This window comes from Thalassovita sp. (assembly GCF_034670005.1).
Classification (GTDB): domain Bacteria; phylum Pseudomonadota; class Alphaproteobacteria; order Rhodobacterales; family Rhodobacteraceae; genus Thalassobius.
Genome location: NZ_JAXMOH010000001.1, coordinates 692,278 through 711,261, shown reverse-complemented (window position 1 = coordinate 711,261; position 18,984 = coordinate 692,278). Strand labels below are relative to the sequence as shown.

Here is an 18,984-nt window from a genome sequence, read left to right as displayed (position 1 = left end):
TCACGTGAAACAATTCGACTTCGATGTGATCGTGATCGGTGGTGGACATGCCGGTTCTGACGCTGCTCATGCAGCGGCTCGGATGGGCGCGCGTACCGCTATGGTCACGCTTCGTAAGGACGGAATAGGGGTAATGTCCTGCAACCCGGCGATTGGCGGGTTGGGTAAGGGGCATCTGGTGCGCGAAGTCGATGCTCTGGATGGCGTTATGGGGCGGGTTGCGGATGTGTCCGGCATTCAATTCCGACTGCTGAATCGGCGCAAAGGCCCAGCGGTGCAGGGGCCGCGTTGTCAATCTGATCGTAAACTCTATCGTCAGGCCATGTTGGCCGCGATTGAGATCCAACCCAACCTGCAGATCGTAGAGGGCGAGGCCACAGATTTCATCATGAACGGGGACCGGGTTTCCGGCATCGTTCTGGCGGATGGGTCTAAGTTAACAGCGCAGCAGGTTGTCTTGACCACAGGTACATTTCTGCGTGGTGTGATCCATATTGGAAACGAACGTCGTCCCGGCGGTCGGATGGGCGATAAGCCTTCGGTAAAGCTTGCTGAAAGGATCGATTCCTTTGAATTGCCCTTGGGTCGGTTGAAAACGGGTACGCCGCCGCGTTTGGATGGACGGACGATCAAGTGGGATCTTCTGGAGATGCAGCCCGGAGATGATGATCCGGTCATGTTTTCCTTCTTGTCGAAGGGTCCGTCCGTACGACAGATCTCTTGCGGGATCACCCACACCAATGAACACACCCATGATATAATCCGGGAAAACCTGGATCGCTCTGCGATGTATGGCGGTCATATCGAAGGGGTAGGGCCGCGATATTGTCCGTCGATCGAGGACAAGATCGTGCGATTTTCCGACAAGACTTCGCATCAGGTATTTCTGGAACCCGAGGGACTCGACGACCACACGGTTTACCCGAACGGAATTTCCACTTCACTGCCCGAAGATGTGCAGCGCGATTATGTGCATTCGATCTACGGTCTTGAAGATACGGATATTCTGCAACCGGGTTATGCTATCGAATATGATTACGTTGATCCTCGGGCGTTGGATTCGAGATTGTCAGTCAAATCGGTTCCAGGCCTGTATCTGGCAGGGCAGATAAACGGCACGACAGGATATGAAGAGGCGGCAGCACAAGGTTTGGCAGCAGGACTGAATGCCGCAGCCGAAGCATTGGGTCGTGATCCGGTGCTGTTCAGCCGTTCCGACAGCTATATCGGTGTGATGATTGATGATTTGATCACCCGCGGCGTGAGTGAACCTTATCGCATGTTTACCTCGCGTGCAGAATTCCGGTTGTCGTTGCGGGCTGACAATGCTGATCAGAGATTGACCGGGAAGGGGATCGAAATCGGCTGCGTGGGCGAAGAACGCAAAATTGCCTTTGAACAGAAGATGGAGCGACTTGAAAAAGGGAAGGTTCACCTTCAGCAAGCCAGCTTCACACCGCAGCAGCTGAAAGATCATGGTTTCTCTGTCAATCAGGATGGTGCCCGGCGCAGTTTGTTTCAGATACTGTCATTTCCGAACGTTGGATTTGATCACCTGATCGTATTAGATCCTGAATTGTCAGAAATAGATTCTGAATCCAGAAGTCAGTTGGAAAAGGATGCCTTGTACGCCAACTATATCGAGAGGCAGAAACGCGATGTAGAGGCAGTTAAGCGGGATGAAAAGCAGGTTATTCCAGTTGATTTTTCCTACGATTCTATCGTGGGATTGTCTAATGAGTTGAAGCTTAAACTCGGCCAGGCATGTCCAGAAAACCTGGCACAGGCAGCGCGAGTAGACGGGATGACGCCGGCGGCGTTGACTTTGCTCTTGGCCAAGTTGCGCCGGTCCAGAAAGGAAAGAACTGCGTGAGACAAATAGGTCTTGATGTTTCACGTGAAACAATGGAGCGGCTGGAACGCTATGCCGCGCTGTTAACGAAATGGAATCCGAGCATCAATTTGGTGTCACGATCGACGCTGGAAAATATGTGGGATCGTCATTTCATCGATTCAGCCCAGATGTACCAGTATGCACCGCAAGGAGCAAAGCTTTGGGCCGATTTTGGTAGTGGTGGCGGTTTCCCTGGGTTGGTGATCGCAATTCTCGCTGCAGAGAAGTCGCCGGACCTACAGGTTACCTTGGTCGAAAGTGACACCAGAAAAGTAGCGTTCCTGCGCACGGTAATACGGGAAACTGGGATCAGCGCTTTGACGATAAATGACAGGGTCGAAAATATTCCGTCCTTGAAGGCTGATGTGGTTTCCGCCCGTGCTTTGGCAGATTTGCCGATGCTCTTGGATTTTGCCGATTTCCATTTGGGACAGGGTGGTGTGGCGCTGTTTCCAAAAGGCGTCAATTGGGAAAAAGAAGTGCTAGAGGCGCGTCAAACATGGCGATTCGCCTGTCAGCGTTTTAAAAGTGAAACCGATGCTGGTGCAGTCATTCTAAGAATCGAGGATATCGAACATGTCTGATCCCACCCGCCTTCCGGGTCCGAAAATCATCGCCATTGCCAATCAAAAGGGCGGGGTGGGGAAAACGACGACCACGATAAACCTGGGCGCCGCATTGGCGGCAACTGGTCAGAAGGTTTTAGTGGTTGATCTTGATCCGCAGGGCAATGCATCGACGGGGCTTGGAATTGAAACCGAGGACCGCGAATTTACCACCTACGAATTGCTTCTGGAAGATGTCGACCTCGGTGACGTGATTCAGCAAACGAATACCGAACGGCTTAGCATCATACCAGCAACGGTCGATCTCAGCTCGGCCGATATGGAATTGATGTCGAACGAAAAGCGGTCTTTCCTTTTACACGACGCTTTGCGGCAACATGCGATGGATGCCTATGAATATGATTTCATCCTGATTGATTGCCCCCCGTCGTTGAACTTGTTGACGGTCAACGCGATGGTCGCGTCGCATTCGGTACTGGTTCCGCTGCAGTCGGAATTCTTTGCGCTGGAAGGGTTGTCGCAGCTGATGTTGACAATTCGGGAAGTAAGACAAAGTGCAAATCAGGATTTACGGATCGAAGGGATTGTCTTGACCATGTATGACGCCCGCAACAACTTATCACAACAGGTCGAAGCTGATGCACGCGACAATCTGGGTGATTTGGTGTTCAGTACGGTGATCCCACGCAATGTCCGGGTCAGCGAGGCACCGTCCTATGCGGTGCCTGTGCTTGAATATGATCCAACGTCCAAAGGTGCGGTGGCGTATCTGCAACTGGCCAAAGAACTGCTATCCAAGAACGTCCGCGTTGCGGCGCAATAAGAAGAGGGAGGCGATATGAGCGATCGACCCAAATCCCGCGGCTTGGGCCGCGGCCTGTCAGCCCTAATGGCTGATGTGAATCCGACCCCGGCACCTGCAGAAGCAGGAGAGGGCAGCCGCCGCCCCGATATGATGGTGCCAATCGAAAAGGTACAGCCGAATCCGGATCAGCCACGCCGTAGTTTCACGCAGGACCAGTTAGAAGAGCTGGCTGCGTCGATCAAGGAAAAGGGCATTATCCAGCCACTGATCGTGCGCGAAAAAAAGGGCACGCCCGGATCGTTTGAAATCGTCGCCGGTGAACGTCGTTGGCGCGCCGCTCAGATGGCGATGCAGCATACGGTTCCGGTGATCGTGCGTGATTTCGATGATACCGAGGTTTTGGAAGTCGCGATTATCGAGAACATTCAGCGCGCAGATCTGAACCCGGTGGAAGAGGCCGTAGGTTATAAGCAGCTGATGGAGAAATTCGGCCATACCCAGGAAAAGCTGTCCGATGTCTTGGGTAAGAGTCGGAGCTATATCGCGAACTTGGTGCGGTTGCTGCAATTGCCGGAAGAAGTACAGGAATTTTTGCGCGAGGGTAAATTGACTGCGGGCCACGCGCGGGCGCTTATCACCTCGGATGATCCTCTGACATTAGCGAAGAAAGTGATCCATTCCGGCTTGTCGGTGCGGGAAACAGAAAAATTGGCCAAAAAACCGGTCAACAATATCTTCAATGAAACCGGTAAGTCGGAAAAAGCACCGAAACCGGTCGATAAGGATGCCGATACAAGGGCGTTGGAAGATGACCTTTCCGCCGCTTTGGGAATGAAAGTGACGATCGACCACGAAACCGGCAAAGAAAGCGGTAAGTTGCTGGTGTCCTACAACGATTTTGATCAGCTTGACGAATTGTGCCGCAAACTGTCAGTCACGAATTAGGCCGCGACCAGATAAAAAACAAAACGGCACTCAGGGTGATTGCCTGAATGATCAGGATCATGGGGCGCAACCCCATGATCAATCCGATCAGAAACACTGCGGCAATGGACAGGGTCGCAATCCGTTTCCCCTTGGCACTGATTGCGCCGCGTTCCTGCCAATCCACGATTGAAGGGCCAAAGGTCGGATGTTCAACCAACCACGCATGTAACCGTTCGCTGGATCGCGCAAAGAAAAATGCGGCCAGAAGCATGAATGGCACCGTCGGAATCAGCGGCAAAATGATACCGATCAGGCCAAACCCGACACTGATCAATCCCAAAATGGCCCAGATAATCCGCATTACTCGTCCACCAGCAATTCCTTGATCACCGCATTGAGCACCATTCGCCCCGCATCTGTCACGCGGACATTTTGCCCCGTGGCGTCTACCATACCAATATCGATCAGATAGCGCAGTTTTTCGCCATTCAAGGGCTGACCAGCCAAAGCTTGATACCGGTCTGCATTGATCCCTTCGGAAATTCGCAGCCCCATCATCAGGTATTCACCGGCCTGATCCAATCCGGCCAAGGCCCCACGCGTCTCAGCACTGGTCCCGGCCTCTACTGCGTGTAACCATTTGCCGGGGGCCAGTTCAGTTTCGGTGGCATAGCGTTGGCCCTTCAATGTGATTCGCCCGTGGGCACCGGGGCCAATGCCGACATAATCACCATAGCGCCAGTAAATCAGGTTGTGACGCGATTCTGCGCTGGTTTTCGCATGGTTAGATACTTCATAGGCCTGTAACCCGGCTGATCCGCACAGGTCCTGAGTAAGGTCATACATATCTGCGGCGATATCATCCTCGGGCAATCCCCGCAGTAAGCCGTGATTGTATCGGTCACCGAAAGCAGTGCCTTGTTCTATGGTAAGCTGATAAAGCGACAGATGATCGGCAGCCATGGACAAAGCGCCGGTGAGTTCTGTACGCCAATCGTCCAGCGTTTGATCTTGTCTGGCGTAAATGAGATCGAAACTGATCCGATCGAAATGCGTTCGGCCGATGTCGAAGGCGGCGCGGGCTTCTTCTACCGTGTGAATGCGGCCCAGACGGCGTAAATCATGGTTATTTAGTGCCTGAATTCCCATTGAAACCCGGTTTACACCGGCTTGGGCATAGGCTTGGAACCGACCAGCTTCGACCGATCCTGGATTGGCTTCCAGTGTCACCTCCAGATCGTTCGCCTGCGGCCAGATTTCGCGGACGCGATCCAGTATGGCGTGAACCACGTCTGGGTCCATCAGGCTGGGCGTACCACCGCCGAAATAGATCGCATTCAGGACGCGGTTGGGAACATCTTCGGCATAACGGTCGAGTTCAGCGAGATAGGCCCTGAGCCAGCGGGATTGGTCGATTTCACGCGCAACATGACTGTTGAAATCGCAATAGGGGCACTTGGCCTGACAGAATGGCCAATGAAGGTAGAGGCCAAAGCCCCCCTGTTGCCAGTCTTCACTCAAAACAGCCCTTCACAAGCTTTTTGAACGCATCGGCGCGATGGCTCATATCCTGTTTCTTTGACGGGTCCATTTCACCAAAGGTGATGTCATACCCGTTGGGGACAAAAATCGGGTCGTAACCAAATCCCGCATCTCCGCGCATCGGCCATGTAACCTGACCTTCGACTCTGCCTTCGAAGATCTCGTCATGCCCATCTGGCCAGGCAAGGCAGAGAGTGCAGTTGAACGCCGCCGTGCGCGGGTAGGGGGCGTTCTTGGCTTCCAGCAGCTTCCAGGTCTTTTCCATCGCCATCGGGAAATCGCGGCCATTCGGCGTTTCCGCCCAATCGGCGGTATAAACCCCCGGCGCGCCATCCAGCGCATCAACGGTAATGCCGCTATCGTCCGACAAAGCGGGCAATCCGGTTTCGCGCGCTGCGTAATGCGCCTTGATCCTCGCGTTACCGGCGAAGGTGTCTTCGGTTTCTTCCGGTTCTTCCAATCCATGATCAGCGGCTGATTTCACACTGATCCCGAAGGGGGCCAGCAAAGCTGCGATTTCCCGCAGCTTGCCTTTGTTGTGGCTGGCCAGGACCAGCTGATCACCATCGAACTTACGCATCGACCGCCGCCCGTTGCGCCAAAACCAGTTCATCAACGCCTTTTTCAGCCAGATCCAGCAACTGATTCATCTGTTCGCGGGAATAGGTTGCCCCTTCGGCCGACATCTGAACCTCGATCAGCTGTTTATTGCCCAGCATGATGAAATTTCCATCAACGCCGGCTTCGCTGTCTTCGGGATAGTCGAGATCCAAAACCGGCTGCCCGGCGTAAATGCCGCAGCTGATGGCGCAAACCGGCTGGATCAGCGGATCAGAAATGACATCACCGGTCTTCATCAGCTTATCCACGGCCAGCCGCAGCGCGACCCAGCCACCGGTGATTGATGCGCAGCGGGTTCCGCCATCAGCCTGAATCACATCGCAATCGACCGTGATTTGGCGTTCTCCAAGGGCAACACGATCTACACCTGCGCGCAGGGAACGACCTATAAGCCTTTGAATCTCAACAGTTCTTCCGCCCTGTTTGCCCGCAGTCGCTTCGCGCCGCATACGCGAAGTGGTTGACCGCGGCAACATTCCATATTCCGCCGTCACCCAACCCAGGCCCGAGCCTCTGATAAAGGGCGGAACACGGTCCTCTATCGTGGCTGTACACAGGACATGGGTATCTCCCATACGGATCATGCAAGACCCTTCAGCATGTTTGGTTACGCCGGTTTCGATTGAAACTGCGCGCATTTCACTTAAATCTCTTCCAGATGGCCGCATGACTTATTCCTTCTTGATTTACTGCGGGGATACAGGGCCGGGCGCGGCAAAGGCAAGTCCGATTGACCTTTGTGGCGCAACCTCTTTAATGACCCCATTGGGGTGAAGAATATGACGGATCAAGGAAACGTTCTTGCAGAACTGAACGACCGATCGCGCGAAGTGTTTCGCCGCGTTGTTGAAAGCTACCTGTCCAACGGAGATCCGGTGGGATCACGCAGCCTGACCCGCGAAATGAGCGAAAAGGTAAGCGCCGCGACCATCCGCAATGTAATGCAGGATCTGGAATTCATGGGGCTGCTGGACAGTCCGCACGTGTCTGCCGGGCGGGTGCCAACCCAGATTGGGCTGCGCATGTTCGTTGATGGGCTGCTGGAAGTCCGTGATCTGGACAAGGATGACCGGCAGATGCTGGATCAGACCGTTGGTTCGAATTCAGGCGATGTGTCAGGAATCCTGAACCGTGTCAGCACCGCGCTTTCAGGTGTGACTCAAGGCGCGTCTTTGGTTCTTGCGCCGAAACACGAAGCTCCGATCAAACATGTCGAGTTTGTTTCGCTCGGATCTGACCGGGCGCTTGTGGTTCTGGTCTTTGCAGATGGTCATGTCGAAAATCGACTGTTCACGCCCCCTGCGGGGCAAACCCCGTCCTCGATGCGCGAAGCCGCCAATTTCGTCAACGCATTGGTCGAAGGTAAAACGCTGAGCGAGTTGAGTGAAACGATTCGTCAGCAGATCGATATCAGGCGGCAGGAAATAGATGTTCTCGCGCGTGATCTGGTGGAAAGCGGACTGGGACTGTGGGACAGCGATGGAGACCGGCACGAACGATTGATCGTGCGGGGACGGTCGAATCTGTTGCAGAGCGAAGGTGGTGAAGAGGATCTGGAACGTATCCGAAATTTGTTTGACGACCTCGAACGCAAACGAGATATCGCCGATTTCCTTGATCTGACCGAATCCGGTGAAGGTGTGCGCATTTTTATTGGCTCAGAGAACAAACTTTTCTCACTTTCGGGTTCCTCTTTGGTCGTGTCTCCATATATGAACGCTGATCGTAAGATTGTCGGTGCGGTCGGGGTCATTGGACCCACTCGCCTAAACTATGGGCGGATCGTGCCGATTGTGGACTATACGGCACAGCTGGTTGGGCGGATGATTTCTGACCGCGGCTAAAGTTGGAAGGTGGCACATGCCCAAGGAAAACGAATTTCTCGATGATATAGAGGCCGCCGAGGCCGAAGCTTTTGCCGAGGAAGAATCTGAGATTTCGGACGAAGCGGTAGAAGTAGATACGCTACGCGCTGAACGCGACGATTACCGGGACAAATTCATGCGAGCTTTGGCGGATGCGGAAAATTCCCGCAAACGCGCCGATAAGCAGCGACGTGAAGCCGAGCAATATGGCGGAACAAAACTGGCCCGAGATATGTTGCCGGTTTTCGACAATCTGAAACGTGCAATGGATGCGGTGACAGACGAGCAGCGCGAACAGATGGGCGCGATGATCGAAGGAATCGAACTAACCCTGCGCGAATTGCTCAATGTGTTTAAAAAGCATGGGATTGAACTGATTTCACCGGAAATCGGCGACAAATTCGATCCGAATATGCATGAAGCGATGTTCGAAGCCCCGGTACCGAATACTGTGGCGGGTGAAATCATTCAGGTGTCGACTGATGGATTCATGTTGTATGATCGCCTGCTGCGTCCGGCACAGGTGGGTGTATCGTCTAATCCCGGCTAAACAGACGCCGAAAATAGTGTTAAAAAGCTCCTGAATTTTCAGGAGCTTTTTCTTTGAAACACATTGTTTTGGCTTTGTTCATCGGAATGACTTCGATTTCGGTGCAGGCGCAGACCTATCCGGACTATACCGAAACCTATGTAAACGATTTTGCTGATCTGCTTCCTGATGCAGACGAAGAGCGTATCCGCGCTAAGCTGAAGGAATTGCGCGAAGAGCGCGATATAGAATTCACTGTGGTCACCATCGGCCTGATGTCTGATTACGGCTATGTTGGTGAAATCGAACCCTTTGCCACCGGGTTGTTCAACTTTTGGGGTGTTGGCAATGCGGAACGGAACGACGGCGTGATGATGTTGGTTTCGCGTTTTGACCGGAAAATGCGGATCGAGGTGGGGTCTGTTTATGGCACCGCTAAAAACGCCCCGATGCAGGAAATAGTCGACGAAGCCATCCTGCCGAGATTCAAGCGGGACAATTATGTCACCGGGATCGAATCCGGTGTGGATGCGGTGATTTATGATCTGACCGGAAGTTTTCCGGGCGAATACGACGCTAACCTTGCTCAAAAAGTGATGAATCGAGGTCGGAACCTGCTTGAATGGCTGGGCGGATGGATATTTGTGATCCTGGCACCTTTGTTGACGCTTCCGTTGCAAGCTTACCGGCGCTGGAGTCGCAACAAACCACGGATTTGCCCAAATGACGGCACTCGGATGGTGCGGCTGGATGAAGGTTGGGACGACAAACATCTGCAAAAGGGCCAGATCACAGAAGAAGAGCTGAAAAGCGTTGATTACGATGTCTGGGAATGCCCAAAATGCGACCATGTAACGGTTGAAGCTTACAAAGCCTGGTTTAGCCGATATTCTGCCTGCAGAACCTGCGGATATCGCACGGTTGAGGGCGAAACTGAGATTTTGGAAGCCGCGACCACTTCATCGACGGGTCGAAAAAGGATCGATTATCATTGCCTGAATTGCGATGAGCGCTGGCACGTGATCAAGACCATTCCGCGCAAATCTTCTTCCTCCAGCTCGTCGTCCGGATCGTTCGGCGGAGGATCTTCCAGTGGCGGCGGAGCCAGTGGAAGCTGGTAACTACCCCGATTTCAGCGCTTTCAATTCATAGATCAGATTAAGAGCGTCGCGCGGGCTTAGTTCATCCGGTATGATCTCACCCAGTCTCTGTTCCAAGGGATTGGGACCCTTTTCGGGCGCTGGGGCAGGGGCTGGCGTGGCGGCGAACAGGGGCAAGTCGTCGATCACCGCTTGTTTCTTACCACCTTCGCGTTCGCCTTTTTCCAGAGCGTCCAGAACCACGCGGGCGCGGGCCACCACAGCATCGGGAAGCCCGGCCAATTTCGCAACTTGCACGCCATAAGACCTATCGGCTGCACCTTTTCGCACTTCGTGCAGGAAAATCACTTCACCCTCGAATTCCTTCACTGCAACGGTGGCGTTTTCGACGCCGGGCAGCTTTCCCGCCAGATTGGTCATTTCGTGATAATGGGTCGCGAACAGCGCCCGGCACCTGTTCACATCATGCAGATGTTCCAGCGTCGCCCAAGCAATCGACAGCCCGTCATAGGTGGCCGTGCCCCGGCCGATTTCATCAAGGATCACCAAGGCGCGGTCGTCGGCCTGATTCAAGATCGCGGCGGTTTCGACCATTTCCACCATGAAGGTCGACCGCCCCCGCGCCAAATCGTCAGAGGCACCGACGCGGCTGAACAATTGGCTGACCAACCCGATTTCTGCTGTTTTCGCAGGCACATAGCTGCCCATCTGCGCCAACAGCGCGATCAATGCGTTTTGCCGAAGAAATGTCGACTTACCGGCCATGTTGGGTCCAGTGAGAAGCCAGATATCCGCGCCGTCACCGCCATCGGCCAGATCGCAATCATTGGCGATGAAGGGGGTGCCGCCTTGCTTCTTCAGGGCCAGTTCTACGACTGGATGGCGGCCGGCTTGGATATTTAACCGGCGGCTATCATCGACTTTGGGCCGGGCCCAGTCTTCGGCACGGGCCAAATCGGCAAGCGAAGTGGCCAGATCAATCTCTGCGAGGGCACGGGAGGCACCGCTAATCTGATCGGCGTTGTTCAGAACCACCTGACGCAGGGATTCAAACAGCCCTTTTTCGATTTCCAATGCGCGACCGCCCGCGTTCAGGATCTTGGTTTCCATCTCCGATAGCGGCACGGTGGTGAAACGAACCTGATTTGCCGTCGTTTGCCGGTGTTTGAACGTGCTGGAGAGCGGTTCCGACAGCATCTTGTCGGCATGGGTGGCGGTGACTTCGACGAAGTATCCCAGCACGTTGTTGTGCTTGATCTTCAGCGCAGAAATACCGGTTTCTTGCTGATATTCGGCCTGCATACTGGCGATCACACTACGGCCTTCGTCGCGCAGCTGACGCATTTCATCGAGTTCGTCATCGTAGCCCTGCGCGATGAAACCGCCATCTCGGATCAGGAGCGGCGGTTCGGCAACCAACGCCTGATCCAGAAGAACGATCAACTCATCATGCCCAACCAGTGCCTTTGATGCGGCTGTCAGCAGCTGCGGCAGATCGAGCGCCGACAGTCGGTCAGAAATTTGTTTGGCCTGAGCCAAGCCATTGCGAATGGCAGTCAGATCGCGGGGTCCGCCACGATCCAGGCCTAATCTCGACAATGCCCGATCCAGATCAGGAACCTTCCGAAGGTCGTCGCGCAGATATGCGCAGGTTCGACCCTGATTCACCGCAAAATCAACTGCATCCAGGCGGTCGTGAATCACCGGCAACACCCGTGAAGGGCTGGATAGTCGCCGTTCCAGCAGGCGCGCACCTGCGGCGGTCACGGTTCGATCGATGGCAGACAGCAGCGATCCGGCGCGCGTACCGCTCATCGCGTGGGTCAGTTCCAGATTGCGTCGGGTAGCGGCGTCTATCTGCATCACACGCGCCTGCGCTTCGCGCTGAGGTTTGCGCAACAGCGGCAGCTTGCCCTTCTGTGTGATTTCCAAATATTCGACCACTGCACCCATCGCCGAAACTTCGGCGCGGGAAAACTGACCAAAGGCGTCCAGAGAGGAGACTTCGAATAATGCACAAAGCCGTTTTTCGGCGCTGGTACTGTCAAAGGCAGCTCGCGATAGTGGGGTAAGGGCGGCGCCGGATTCAGAGACTATTTCGGCTAAATCAAGTTCCTGCACTTCGGACACTACAATTTCCGACGGCATCAAACGCGCCAGTTCCGGGCCTAGCCGGACCGGCGGCAAGAGCATCACATGAAATTCGCCGGTGGAAATATCGACCCAAGCCAAAGCCGCTTCGTCCCGCACCAGAGCATAGGCGCAAAGGTAGTTGTGCCGACGCGCCTCCAGCAGCGATTCCTCGGTCAGCGTACCGGGGGTGACCAAACGCACCACTTCGCGCCGGACGACGGATTTCGATCCGCGCTTTTTTGCCTCTGCCGGATCTTCCATCTGTTCGCATACACCGACGCGAAATCCTTTGCGGATCAGGGTCAGAAGGTAACCTTCGGCAGAATGCACCGGGACGCCACACATCGGGATATCTTCGCCCGCATGCTTGCCGCGCTTGGTTAGTGCGATATCCAACGCTTCGGCCGCCGCGACGGCATCGTCGAAGAACATCTCGTAGAAATCGCCCATCCGGTAAAACAGCAGTGCATCCTTGTGCGCGTCCTTGATTTCCAGATATTGCGCCATCATCGGTGTTACTGCTGACACGATTTTCCCCCGGTGTTGTTTCGGCAAACAGTACAAATCCCCGCCCTGCAACGAAAGGCGAAAACGTGTTTTGGTTGAGGCGCAGGCCGCAGCGCTGTAAGAGGCTTTGATCGCACTTATTTCAGGCCCTGACAGATGACCAAGCAGAAATTCACCCCGGAAGAGGCATTGGCCTTCCATTTGGAACCAACCCCCGGGAAATTTGAAATCACCGCCACTGTGCCAATGACGACACAGCGTGACCTGTCGCTGGCCTATTCGCCCGGTGTCGCGGTGCCTTGCGAGGCGATCGCCGAAGACCCCGGCCTGGCCTATGATTACACTAACAAGGGCAATCTGGTCGCGGTGATTTCGAACGGCACGGCGGTTCTTGGTCTGGGCAACCTCGGTGCATTGGCCTCGAAACCGGTCATGGAAGGCAAGGCGGTGCTGTTCAAGCGTTTCGCTGACGTCAATTCCATCGATATCGAGCTGGATACCGAAGATCCTGACGAAATCATCAAGGCGGTCAAGCTGATGGGGCCGACATTCGGCGGCATCAATCTGGAAGACATCAAAGCCCCTGAGTGTTTCATCATTGAACAAAAGCTCAAGGAAGAAATGGATATTCCAGTCTTCCATGACGACCAGCACGGGACGGCTGTGATCTGTGCGGCGGGATTGATCAACGCGCTGCATATTTCGGGCAAGAAGATCGAGGATGTTAAGGTTGTTCTGAACGGCGCGGGCGCGGCCGGGATCGCCTGTATCGAATTGCTGAAACGGATGGGCGCGCGGCACGAAAACTGCATCGTATGCGATACCAAGGGTGTGATTTATCAGGGGCGTACCGAGGGTATGAACCAATGGAAATCGGCTCATGCGGTGAAAACCGATCTGCGTACGCTGGATGATGCGATGAAGGGGGCAGATGTGTTTCTTGGTGTTTCGGCAAAGGGTGCGGTGACGCCGGAAATGGTGGAATCGATGGGCGACAATCCGGTGATCTTCGCCATGGCGAATCCCGATCCGGAAATCACCCCAGAAGAAGCCCAAGCGGTACGGGCGGATGCGATCGTGGCGACGGGCCGTTCGGATTACCCCAATCAGGTCAACAACGTTCTGGGCTTCCCCTATCTGTTCCGCGGGGCGCTGGACATTCACGCCCGTGCGATCAATGACGAAATGAAGATTGCCTGCGCCGAAGCTCTGGCAAAACTGGCCCGAGAAGACGTGCCGGACGAGGTCGCCATGGCCTATGGTAAGGCGCTGACCTTCGGCCGCGATTACATCATCCCGACGCCGTTCGATCCGCGGCTGATCCACACCATCCCGCCGGCGGTGGCCAAGGCGGGGATGGATACTGGCGCGGCGCGCCGCCCGATCATCGACATGGACGCCTATGAGGTGTCTCTGAAGTCTCGGATGGACCCGACCGCCAACGTGATGCGCGGCATTCACGCCCGCGCCCGCAAGGCACAGGCGCGGATGATCTTCGCCGAAGGCGACGATCCGCGCGTGTTGCGCGCTGCGGTTCAATATCAGCGCTCCGGTTTGGGCAAGGCTTTGGTCGTGGGCCGTGAACCCGATGTGAAAGCCAAGTTGGAAGCCGCCGGCATGGCCGACGCAGTGCGCGAGCTAGAGGTGGTGAATGCCGCCAATACGCGCCATCTCGAGACCTACAAGGATTTCCTCTATAGCCGCCTGCAACGGAAAGGGTACGACCGGCACGATATCCATCGTCTGGCCGCCCGCGACCGGCATGTGTTTTCTGCTCTGATGCTGGCGCATGGTCATGGTGATGGCTTGATCACTGGGGCGACACGGAAATCGGCGCATGTGCTGGAACTGATCAATCACGTTTTCGACGCCGACGCGCATCATGGTGCGGTTGGGGTGACGGCGTTGTTGAACAAGGGCAAAATCGTTTTGATTTCCGATACGCTGGTACATGAATGGCCCGACGAAGAAGATTTGGCCACCATCGCCGAACGCTCTGCTGATGTGGCGCGTCACCTGGGATTGGAACCGCGGGTGGCCTTTGTCAGCTTCTCGACCTTTGGTTATCCGGTGTCGGAACGGGCCGAGAAAATGCATCTGGCCCCGGCCGTTCTGGAAAAACGCGGCGTGGATTTCGAATTCGAAGGCGAAATGACCGTCGATGTGGCATTGAACATGAAAGCCGCCGAAGCCTATCCGTTCCAGCGTCTGTCCGCCCCGGCAAATATCCTGGTGGTTCCGGCGCGGCATTCGGCCTCGATTTCGGTCAAATTGATGCAGGAAATGGCAGGGGCGACCGTGGTTGGCCCGATCTTGTCGGGCGTCGACAAATCCATCCAGATCTGTTCGACCGGATCAACCGCCAGCGATGTGTTGAATATGGCCATTCTGGCGGCATGTAAGGTCGGCGACTGAATGAGGGCGCCCGGATGACCATCTGGAACCTGGGGTCGATCAATGCAGACTATTTGTACCGGGTGCCGCATTTGCCGGAACCTGGTGAAACCATTCTGGCAGACGCGATGGAATTGGGATTGGGCGGCAAGGGCGCGAACATGTCTGTTGCCGCCGCCCGCGCCGGGGCGCATGTCAGCCATATCGGCGCGGTCGGTCCTGACGGGCAATGGGCGATTGACCGGCTGACCGAATATGGTGTCGACACCAGACCCATCGCCAAGCTTGACGCGCCGACGGGGCATGCGGTGATTTCGCTGGATACGAAGGGTGAAAACGCCATCGTCGTCTACCCGGGGGCGAATATGAACTTGGCGCAGGATAATATCGGTCTGGCGCTTTCCGAAGCGTCCTCTGGCGATATTCTGCTGCTGCAAAACGAAACCAATGAACAGGCGTTTGCCGCTGAAACAGGATCGAAACTGGGGTTGAAAGTGGCTTATGCCGCCGCCCCGTTTTCAGCAGCGGCGGTCAAGGCCGTATTGCCCTTTCTTGACATACTTGTGCTGAACCAGATCGAAATGGCGCAGCTGGTCGGGGAAACCGGTCTGCTACCGGGGCCGACGCTGGGCGTCGACACGGTGATCGTGACCAAAGGCGCCGAGGGCTGCATACTTTATGATCGCGCAAACGGCTGGGATGCCATCGGGTTCGACGCCATTTTGGTCGATCCCGTTGATACCACTGGGGCAGGGGATACTTTTACCGGCTATTTCCTGGCGGGGATTGATCGGGGAATGACGACGGATGATGCAATCTGTCTGGCGATCAAGGCATCGGCCTTAATGGTGACCCGGCGCGGCACGGCGGATGTAATTCCGGATCTCAAAGATGTTCTGGATTGGGGTTAGTTGCCTGCGAAAGCCGCCGCATCGCCCCATAATTCCCGAACACGGCGATCCCGACCGCAGGATTCGCGATAACGTTTATAAGCTTTCCACTGTTTGATTGGACCAAACCGGGTCAGTACGGTCTTTTTGCCTTTATAGTAATCCTGATGATACCCTTCTGCCGGGTAAAACTGTGTTTCGGGCAATATGGATGTTACGATTTTCCGGCCCAATACGGCTTCGGCGCGTGATTTGGCGGCTTCGGCTTGGGCTTTTGCCGCAGGATCAGAGACGAAAATCGCAGTACGATAGCTGTCGCCCCGATCGCAGAATTGCCCACCCGCATCGGTGGGATCGACCGAACGGAAAAATAGATCAAGCAGGGTTTCACGGGAAACCATATCGGGATTGAAGCGGATCTGAACCGCTTCGTAATGGCCGGTCCCGCCATGGCTGACCTGTTTGTAGCTGGGATTCTCTACCGATCCTCCGGTGTATCCCGAAACGGCGTTTTGGACGCCTTTGACGCTTTCGAAATCGGCCTCAACGCACCAAAAACACCCACCCGCGACTGTCAGAACTTGTGGTTCAGCGGCATGCGCGCGATCACAATGTGCAATCCAGCCAATGAGGATGGCGATTGACAGAAATATCGGTTTCAGATCGTTGAATGTCAGCATGGTTTGACCCTCCGGGCTTCAGTTTGCCCCTGCGCGTCGGCCCTGCCTAGCGCTGCAATGAAATTTCACGCAAGCTTGAGCATGTGTGACTGCAATTCTCGGGTCTTTTCAATTTGGATAAATATTCCTAGCCTGAGTGAAAAAGGAGCAGTGTCATGCGTATTGCCATGTGGTCGGGGCCCAGAAACCTGTCAACGGCGATGATGTATTCCTTTGCCTCTCGCAGTGATTTCGCCGTTGTCGACGAACCATTCTATGCCGCCTATCTGCGAATGACCGGGTTGGGTCATCCAATGCGGGATCAGATTCTGGCATCGCAATCACAGGACCCGGAAGAGGTGGCGCGCGCTTTGTTAGGGTCTGTTCCGGCGGGGAAACCGCATTTTTACCAAAAACACATGACCCAGCATATGGTTCCCGGGATGCCGCGTGATTGGATGGCCGAGGTCGCCAACGTGTTCCTGATCCGTCACCCGGCGCGGGTGATCGCCAGTTTCGGGGCGAAATGGGACGGGTTCGGGTTGGACGATATTGGCTTCACCCAACAAAATGAGCTGTTTGATTATTCGCGGACGCTGGGACAGAATCCGGTGGTGATCGACAGTGCAGATATAAGGCGCGATCCAGAAGGAATGCTGAAGCGGCTTTGCACCGCCGTCGGGTTGGATTTTGAACCGGCGATGCTGCGCTGGCCTGAGGGTGGGAATCCGGCAGACGGTGTTTGGGCGGCGCATTGGTATGGGGCGGTGCATGGATCGACCGGGTTTGCACCCGCCGAAGGCGATTTGCCGGTGCTAGAGGGCGAGGCGGCGGAGCTGCTGGAACAGGCGTTGTCGCATTACGAGCGGCTGGCGGCGCTGAAGCTGTAGGAGGAAGCCGGACTAGCCCTTAAGCAGACCGGCCAGTTTCATCGCAACGCCGGGATCGCCGGAAACCTTCAGTTTGCCCATCACCACGGCGGTCATCGGGTTCAGGTTTCCGGAAACGAGCTTGGCCAGGTTCTTGGTCGACAGTTTCAGAGTGCAATCTGTGGGCTGGTCTTCCAAGCCGACCTGCTTGTCCGCGATGACCAGAACGCCATCGCCGCCGCAGTCGAATTTCACACTGTCGCTGAACGTGCTGGCGGCAACGTTGCCCCGGATTTTATCGGCGATTTCGGCAAGCGTCATGGTGTCCCCCAAATGAAAACGCCCCCCTTGGATAGGGGGGCGTTCAAGGCGTCACAATTGTGACTTGGCGTCAGCCCTTCAGGCGGCGGTTGCGCGCGGCCAGCAGCTTCAGGCGCAGCGCGTTGAGCTGGATGAAGCCCGCCGCGTCTTCCTGGTTATAGGCGCCGGCGTCTTCTTCGAAGGTCACGTGGGCTTCGGAATAGAGCGAATGATCCGACCAGCGGGCGACGGTGAAGGCCGACCCCTTGTACAGCTTCAGCTTGACGGTGCCGGTGACGTGTTCTTGGCTTTTGTCGATCAGCGCCTGCAGCATTTCGCGTTCGGGGCTGTACCAGAACCCGTTATAGATCAGTTCCGCATAGCGCGGCATGATCGAATCCTTCAGGTGACCGGCGCCGGAATCCAGCGTGATCTGTTCGATGCCGCGATGGGCTTCCAGCAGGATGGTGCCGCCGGGGGTTTCATAAATGCCGCGCGACTTCATGCCGACGAAACGGTTTTCGACGAAATCCAGGCGGCCAATACCGTGCTTGCGCCCGTATTCGTTCAGTTCGGTCAGGATCGTCGCGGGTGACATCGCCACGCCGTTGATCGCGACCGCGTCACCCTGCTCGAAACTCACTTCAATGAATTCGGGCTCATTCGGCGCATCTTCGGGGTTCACTGTGCGCTGATAGACGTAATCGGGCGCCATTTCGGCGGGGTCTTCCAGAACCTTGCCCTCGGACGAGGTGTGCAGCAGGTTCGCGTCGACCGAAAACGGCGCTTCGCCGCGCTTGTCCTTGGCGATCGGGATCTGGTTCTGTTCGGCGAAGTCCAGCAGCTTGGTGCGCGAAGACAGGTCCCATTCCCGCCAGGGCGCGATCACCTTGATGTCGGGGTTCAGCGCATAGGCGGCCAGTTCGAACCGCACCTGGTCGTTGCCCTTGCCGGTGGCACCGTGGGCGACGGCATCGGCGCCGGTTTCCTCGGCAATCTCGACCAGACGCTTGGAAATCAGCGGCCGCGCGATCGAGGTGCCCAGCAGGTATAGCCCTTCGTAAACGGCATTGGCGCGGAACATCGGGAAGACGAAATCGCGCACGAATTCTTCGCGGACGTCTTCGATATAGATGTTTTCGGGCTTGATCCCCAGAAGCTCGGCCTTCTTGCGGGCCGGGTCCAGTTCTTCGCCCTGACCGAGGTCGGCGGTGAAGGTGACGACTTCGCAGCCATATTCGGTCTGCAGCCATTTCAGAATGATCGAGGTATCGAGGCCACCGGAATAGGCCAGGACAACTTTCTTGGGCGCGGACATGGGAGCTCCTGATATGTCAAGTTTTCAAGCGCGATACCGGGTTTTGCTGTCAAGGGCAAGGTGGC

The 18,984-nt window shown here is 55.7% G+C and carries 18 protein-coding genes; 10 read left to right on the top strand and 8 right to left on the bottom strand.

The features are described from left to right. Positions 1 to 4 precede the first annotated feature (4 nt). Genes mnmG through VOI23_RS03505 form a run of 4 tightly spaced genes read left to right on the top strand, consistent with a single transcriptional unit; the run spans position 5 to position 4,210 of the window. Complete coding sequence (mnmG, locus tag VOI23_RS03520) at positions 5 to 1,873, top strand: tRNA uridine-5-carboxymethylaminomethyl(34) synthesis enzyme MnmG (protein WP_416376498.1); 1,869 nt, start codon at positions 5 to 7, stop codon at positions 1,871 to 1,873. Beyond that, positions 1,870 to 2,478, top strand: coding sequence for a 16S rRNA (guanine(527)-N(7))-methyltransferase RsmG (gene rsmG / locus VOI23_RS03515; RefSeq protein WP_323781602.1), 609 nt, complete (start codon positions 1,870 to 1,872; stop codon positions 2,476 to 2,478). Before mnmG ends, rsmG begins: the two co-directional genes overlap by 4 nt. Continuing rightward, complete coding sequence (locus VOI23_RS03510) at positions 2,471 to 3,283, top strand: ParA family protein (protein WP_323781600.1); 813 nt, start codon at positions 2,471 to 2,473, stop codon at positions 3,281 to 3,283. The genes rsmG and VOI23_RS03510 overlap by 8 nt, the downstream gene beginning before the upstream one ends. 15 nt (positions 3,284 to 3,298) lie before the next feature. Continuing rightward, positions 3,299 to 4,210 (top strand): ParB/RepB/Spo0J family partition protein, encoded by a 912-nt coding sequence (locus VOI23_RS03505; protein WP_323781597.1) that lies wholly within the window; start codon positions 3,299 to 3,301, stop codon positions 4,208 to 4,210. Here the strand turns inward: VOI23_RS03505 and VOI23_RS03500 are convergent. The 4 genes from VOI23_RS03500 to rph are packed head-to-tail and all read right to left on the bottom strand — an operon-like array spanning position 4,200 to position 7,023. Continuing rightward, a complete protein-coding gene (locus tag VOI23_RS03500) occupies positions 4,200 to 4,553 on the bottom strand; it encodes a YbaN family protein (protein ID WP_323781593.1) in 354 nt (117 codons plus the stop codon). The two genes, VOI23_RS03505 and VOI23_RS03500, sit on opposite strands and share 11 nt — an antisense overlap. After that, positions 4,553 to 5,713: a radical SAM family heme chaperone HemW gene (hemW, locus tag VOI23_RS03495; protein WP_323781590.1), complete on the bottom strand. Its 1,161-nt coding sequence runs from the start codon at positions 5,711 to 5,713 to the stop codon at positions 4,553 to 4,555. The genes VOI23_RS03500 and hemW overlap by 1 nt, the downstream gene beginning before the upstream one ends. After that, positions 5,706 to 6,314, bottom strand: coding sequence for an RdgB/HAM1 family non-canonical purine NTP pyrophosphatase (gene rdgB / locus VOI23_RS03490; protein ID WP_323781865.1), 609 nt, complete (start codon positions 6,312 to 6,314; stop codon positions 5,706 to 5,708). The genes hemW and rdgB overlap by 8 nt, the downstream gene beginning before the upstream one ends. Then, positions 6,307 to 7,023, bottom strand: coding sequence for a ribonuclease PH (rph, locus tag VOI23_RS03485; protein WP_323781587.1), 717 nt, complete (start codon positions 7,021 to 7,023; stop codon positions 6,307 to 6,309). The genes rdgB and rph overlap by 8 nt, the downstream gene beginning before the upstream one ends. Before the next feature lie 111 nt (positions 7,024 to 7,134). On the opposite strand from rph, the gene hrcA reads away from it, so the two are divergent. The 3 genes from hrcA to VOI23_RS03470 are packed head-to-tail and all read left to right on the top strand — an operon-like array spanning position 7,135 to position 9,870. Next, on the top strand, positions 7,135 to 8,199 hold the full coding sequence (gene hrcA / locus VOI23_RS03480) for a heat-inducible transcriptional repressor HrcA (RefSeq protein WP_323781584.1): 1,065 nt from the start codon (positions 7,135 to 7,137) through the stop codon (positions 8,197 to 8,199). 16 nt (positions 8,200 to 8,215) lie between these two features. Next, complete coding sequence (locus VOI23_RS03475) at positions 8,216 to 8,770, top strand: nucleotide exchange factor GrpE (RefSeq protein ID WP_323781581.1); 555 nt, start codon at positions 8,216 to 8,218, stop codon at positions 8,768 to 8,770. Between the two features lie 53 nt (positions 8,771 to 8,823). Further along, complete coding sequence (locus VOI23_RS03470) at positions 8,824 to 9,870, top strand: TPM domain-containing protein (protein WP_323781578.1); 1,047 nt, start codon at positions 8,824 to 8,826, stop codon at positions 9,868 to 9,870. On the opposite strand, the gene mutS is transcribed toward VOI23_RS03470, so the two are convergent. Further along, entirely contained in the window at positions 9,871 to 12,492 is a 2,622-nt protein-coding gene (mutS, locus tag VOI23_RS03465) for a DNA mismatch repair protein MutS (protein ID WP_323781862.1), read from the bottom strand. It abuts the gene before it with no gap. A gap of 153 nt (positions 12,493 to 12,645) precedes the next feature. Here mutS and VOI23_RS03460 point away from each other — a divergent pair, with 153 nt between their 5' ends. Together VOI23_RS03460 and VOI23_RS03455 are read left to right on the top strand one after the other, a co-directional pair. Further along, a complete protein-coding gene (locus VOI23_RS03460) occupies positions 12,646 to 14,904 on the top strand; it encodes an NADP-dependent malic enzyme (RefSeq protein WP_323781575.1) in 2,259 nt (752 codons plus the stop codon). A gap of 14 nt (positions 14,905 to 14,918) precedes the next feature. Continuing rightward, the gene (locus VOI23_RS03455) at positions 14,919 to 15,794 is read left to right on the top strand and encodes a ribokinase (RefSeq protein WP_323781573.1); all 876 of its coding nucleotides are present in this window, start codon (positions 14,919 to 14,921) and stop codon (positions 15,792 to 15,794) included. On the opposite strand, the gene msrA is transcribed toward VOI23_RS03455, so the two are convergent. Further along, positions 15,791 to 16,453, bottom strand: a complete 663-nt coding sequence (msrA, locus tag VOI23_RS03450) for a peptide-methionine (S)-S-oxide reductase MsrA (protein ID WP_323781570.1) — start codon at positions 16,451 to 16,453, stop codon at positions 15,791 to 15,793. The genes VOI23_RS03455 and msrA overlap by 4 nt on opposite strands. 155 nt (positions 16,454 to 16,608) lie before the next feature. Between msrA and VOI23_RS03445 the strand changes: the two genes are divergently transcribed. Beyond that, entirely contained in the window at positions 16,609 to 17,322 is a 714-nt protein-coding gene (locus VOI23_RS03445; protein WP_323781567.1) for an HAD family hydrolase, read from the top strand. 12 nt (positions 17,323 to 17,334) lie between these two features. On the opposite strand, the gene VOI23_RS03440 is transcribed toward VOI23_RS03445, so the two are convergent. Next, complete coding sequence (locus VOI23_RS03440) at positions 17,335 to 17,622, bottom strand: SCP2 sterol-binding domain-containing protein (RefSeq protein WP_323781564.1); 288 nt, start codon at positions 17,620 to 17,622, stop codon at positions 17,335 to 17,337. A gap of 70 nt (positions 17,623 to 17,692) precedes the next feature. Continuing rightward, positions 17,693 to 18,919, bottom strand: coding sequence for an argininosuccinate synthase (locus VOI23_RS03435; protein WP_323781561.1), 1,227 nt, complete (start codon positions 18,917 to 18,919; stop codon positions 17,693 to 17,695). Positions 18,920 to 18,984 lie beyond the last annotated feature (65 nt).

Bases quoted from the DNA above. Each gene is read 5' to 3' on its own strand.
- VOI23_RS03510 (WP_323781600.1), top strand. From the start codon at position 2,471: ATGTCTGATCCCACCCGCCTTCCGGGTCCGAAAATCATCGCCATTGCC.
- mutS (WP_323781862.1), bottom strand. From the start codon at position 12,492: ATGATGGCGCAATATCTGGAAATCAAGGACGCGCACAAGGATGCACTG.
- rdgB (WP_323781865.1), bottom strand. From the start codon at position 6,314: ATGCGTAAGTTCGATGGTGATCAGCTGGTCCTGGCCAGCCACAACAAA.
- hrcA (WP_323781584.1), top strand. From the start codon at position 7,135: ATGACGGATCAAGGAAACGTTCTTGCAGAACTGAACGACCGATCGCGC.
- msrA (WP_323781570.1), bottom strand. From the start codon at position 16,453: ATGCTGACATTCAACGATCTGAAACCGATATTTCTGTCAATCGCCATC.
- VOI23_RS03475 (WP_323781581.1), top strand. From the start codon at position 8,216: ATGCCCAAGGAAAACGAATTTCTCGATGATATAGAGGCCGCCGAGGCC.
- VOI23_RS03440 (WP_323781564.1), bottom strand. From the start codon at position 17,622: ATGACGCTTGCCGAAATCGCCGATAAAATCCGGGGCAACGTTGCCGCC.
- VOI23_RS03460 (WP_323781575.1), top strand. From the start codon at position 12,646: ATGACCAAGCAGAAATTCACCCCGGAAGAGGCATTGGCCTTCCATTTG.
- VOI23_RS03435 (WP_323781561.1), bottom strand. From the start codon at position 18,919: ATGTCCGCGCCCAAGAAAGTTGTCCTGGCCTATTCCGGTGGCCTCGAT.
- VOI23_RS03500 (WP_323781593.1), bottom strand. From the start codon at position 4,553: ATGCGGATTATCTGGGCCATTTTGGGATTGATCAGTGTCGGGTTTGGC.
- VOI23_RS03445 (WP_323781567.1), top strand. From the start codon at position 16,609: ATGCGTATTGCCATGTGGTCGGGGCCCAGAAACCTGTCAACGGCGATG.
- VOI23_RS03455 (WP_323781573.1), top strand. From the start codon at position 14,919: ATGACCATCTGGAACCTGGGGTCGATCAATGCAGACTATTTGTACCGG.
- VOI23_RS03505 (WP_323781597.1), top strand. From the start codon at position 3,299: ATGAGCGATCGACCCAAATCCCGCGGCTTGGGCCGCGGCCTGTCAGCC.
- rph (WP_323781587.1), bottom strand. From the start codon at position 7,023: ATGCGGCCATCTGGAAGAGATTTAAGTGAAATGCGCGCAGTTTCAATC.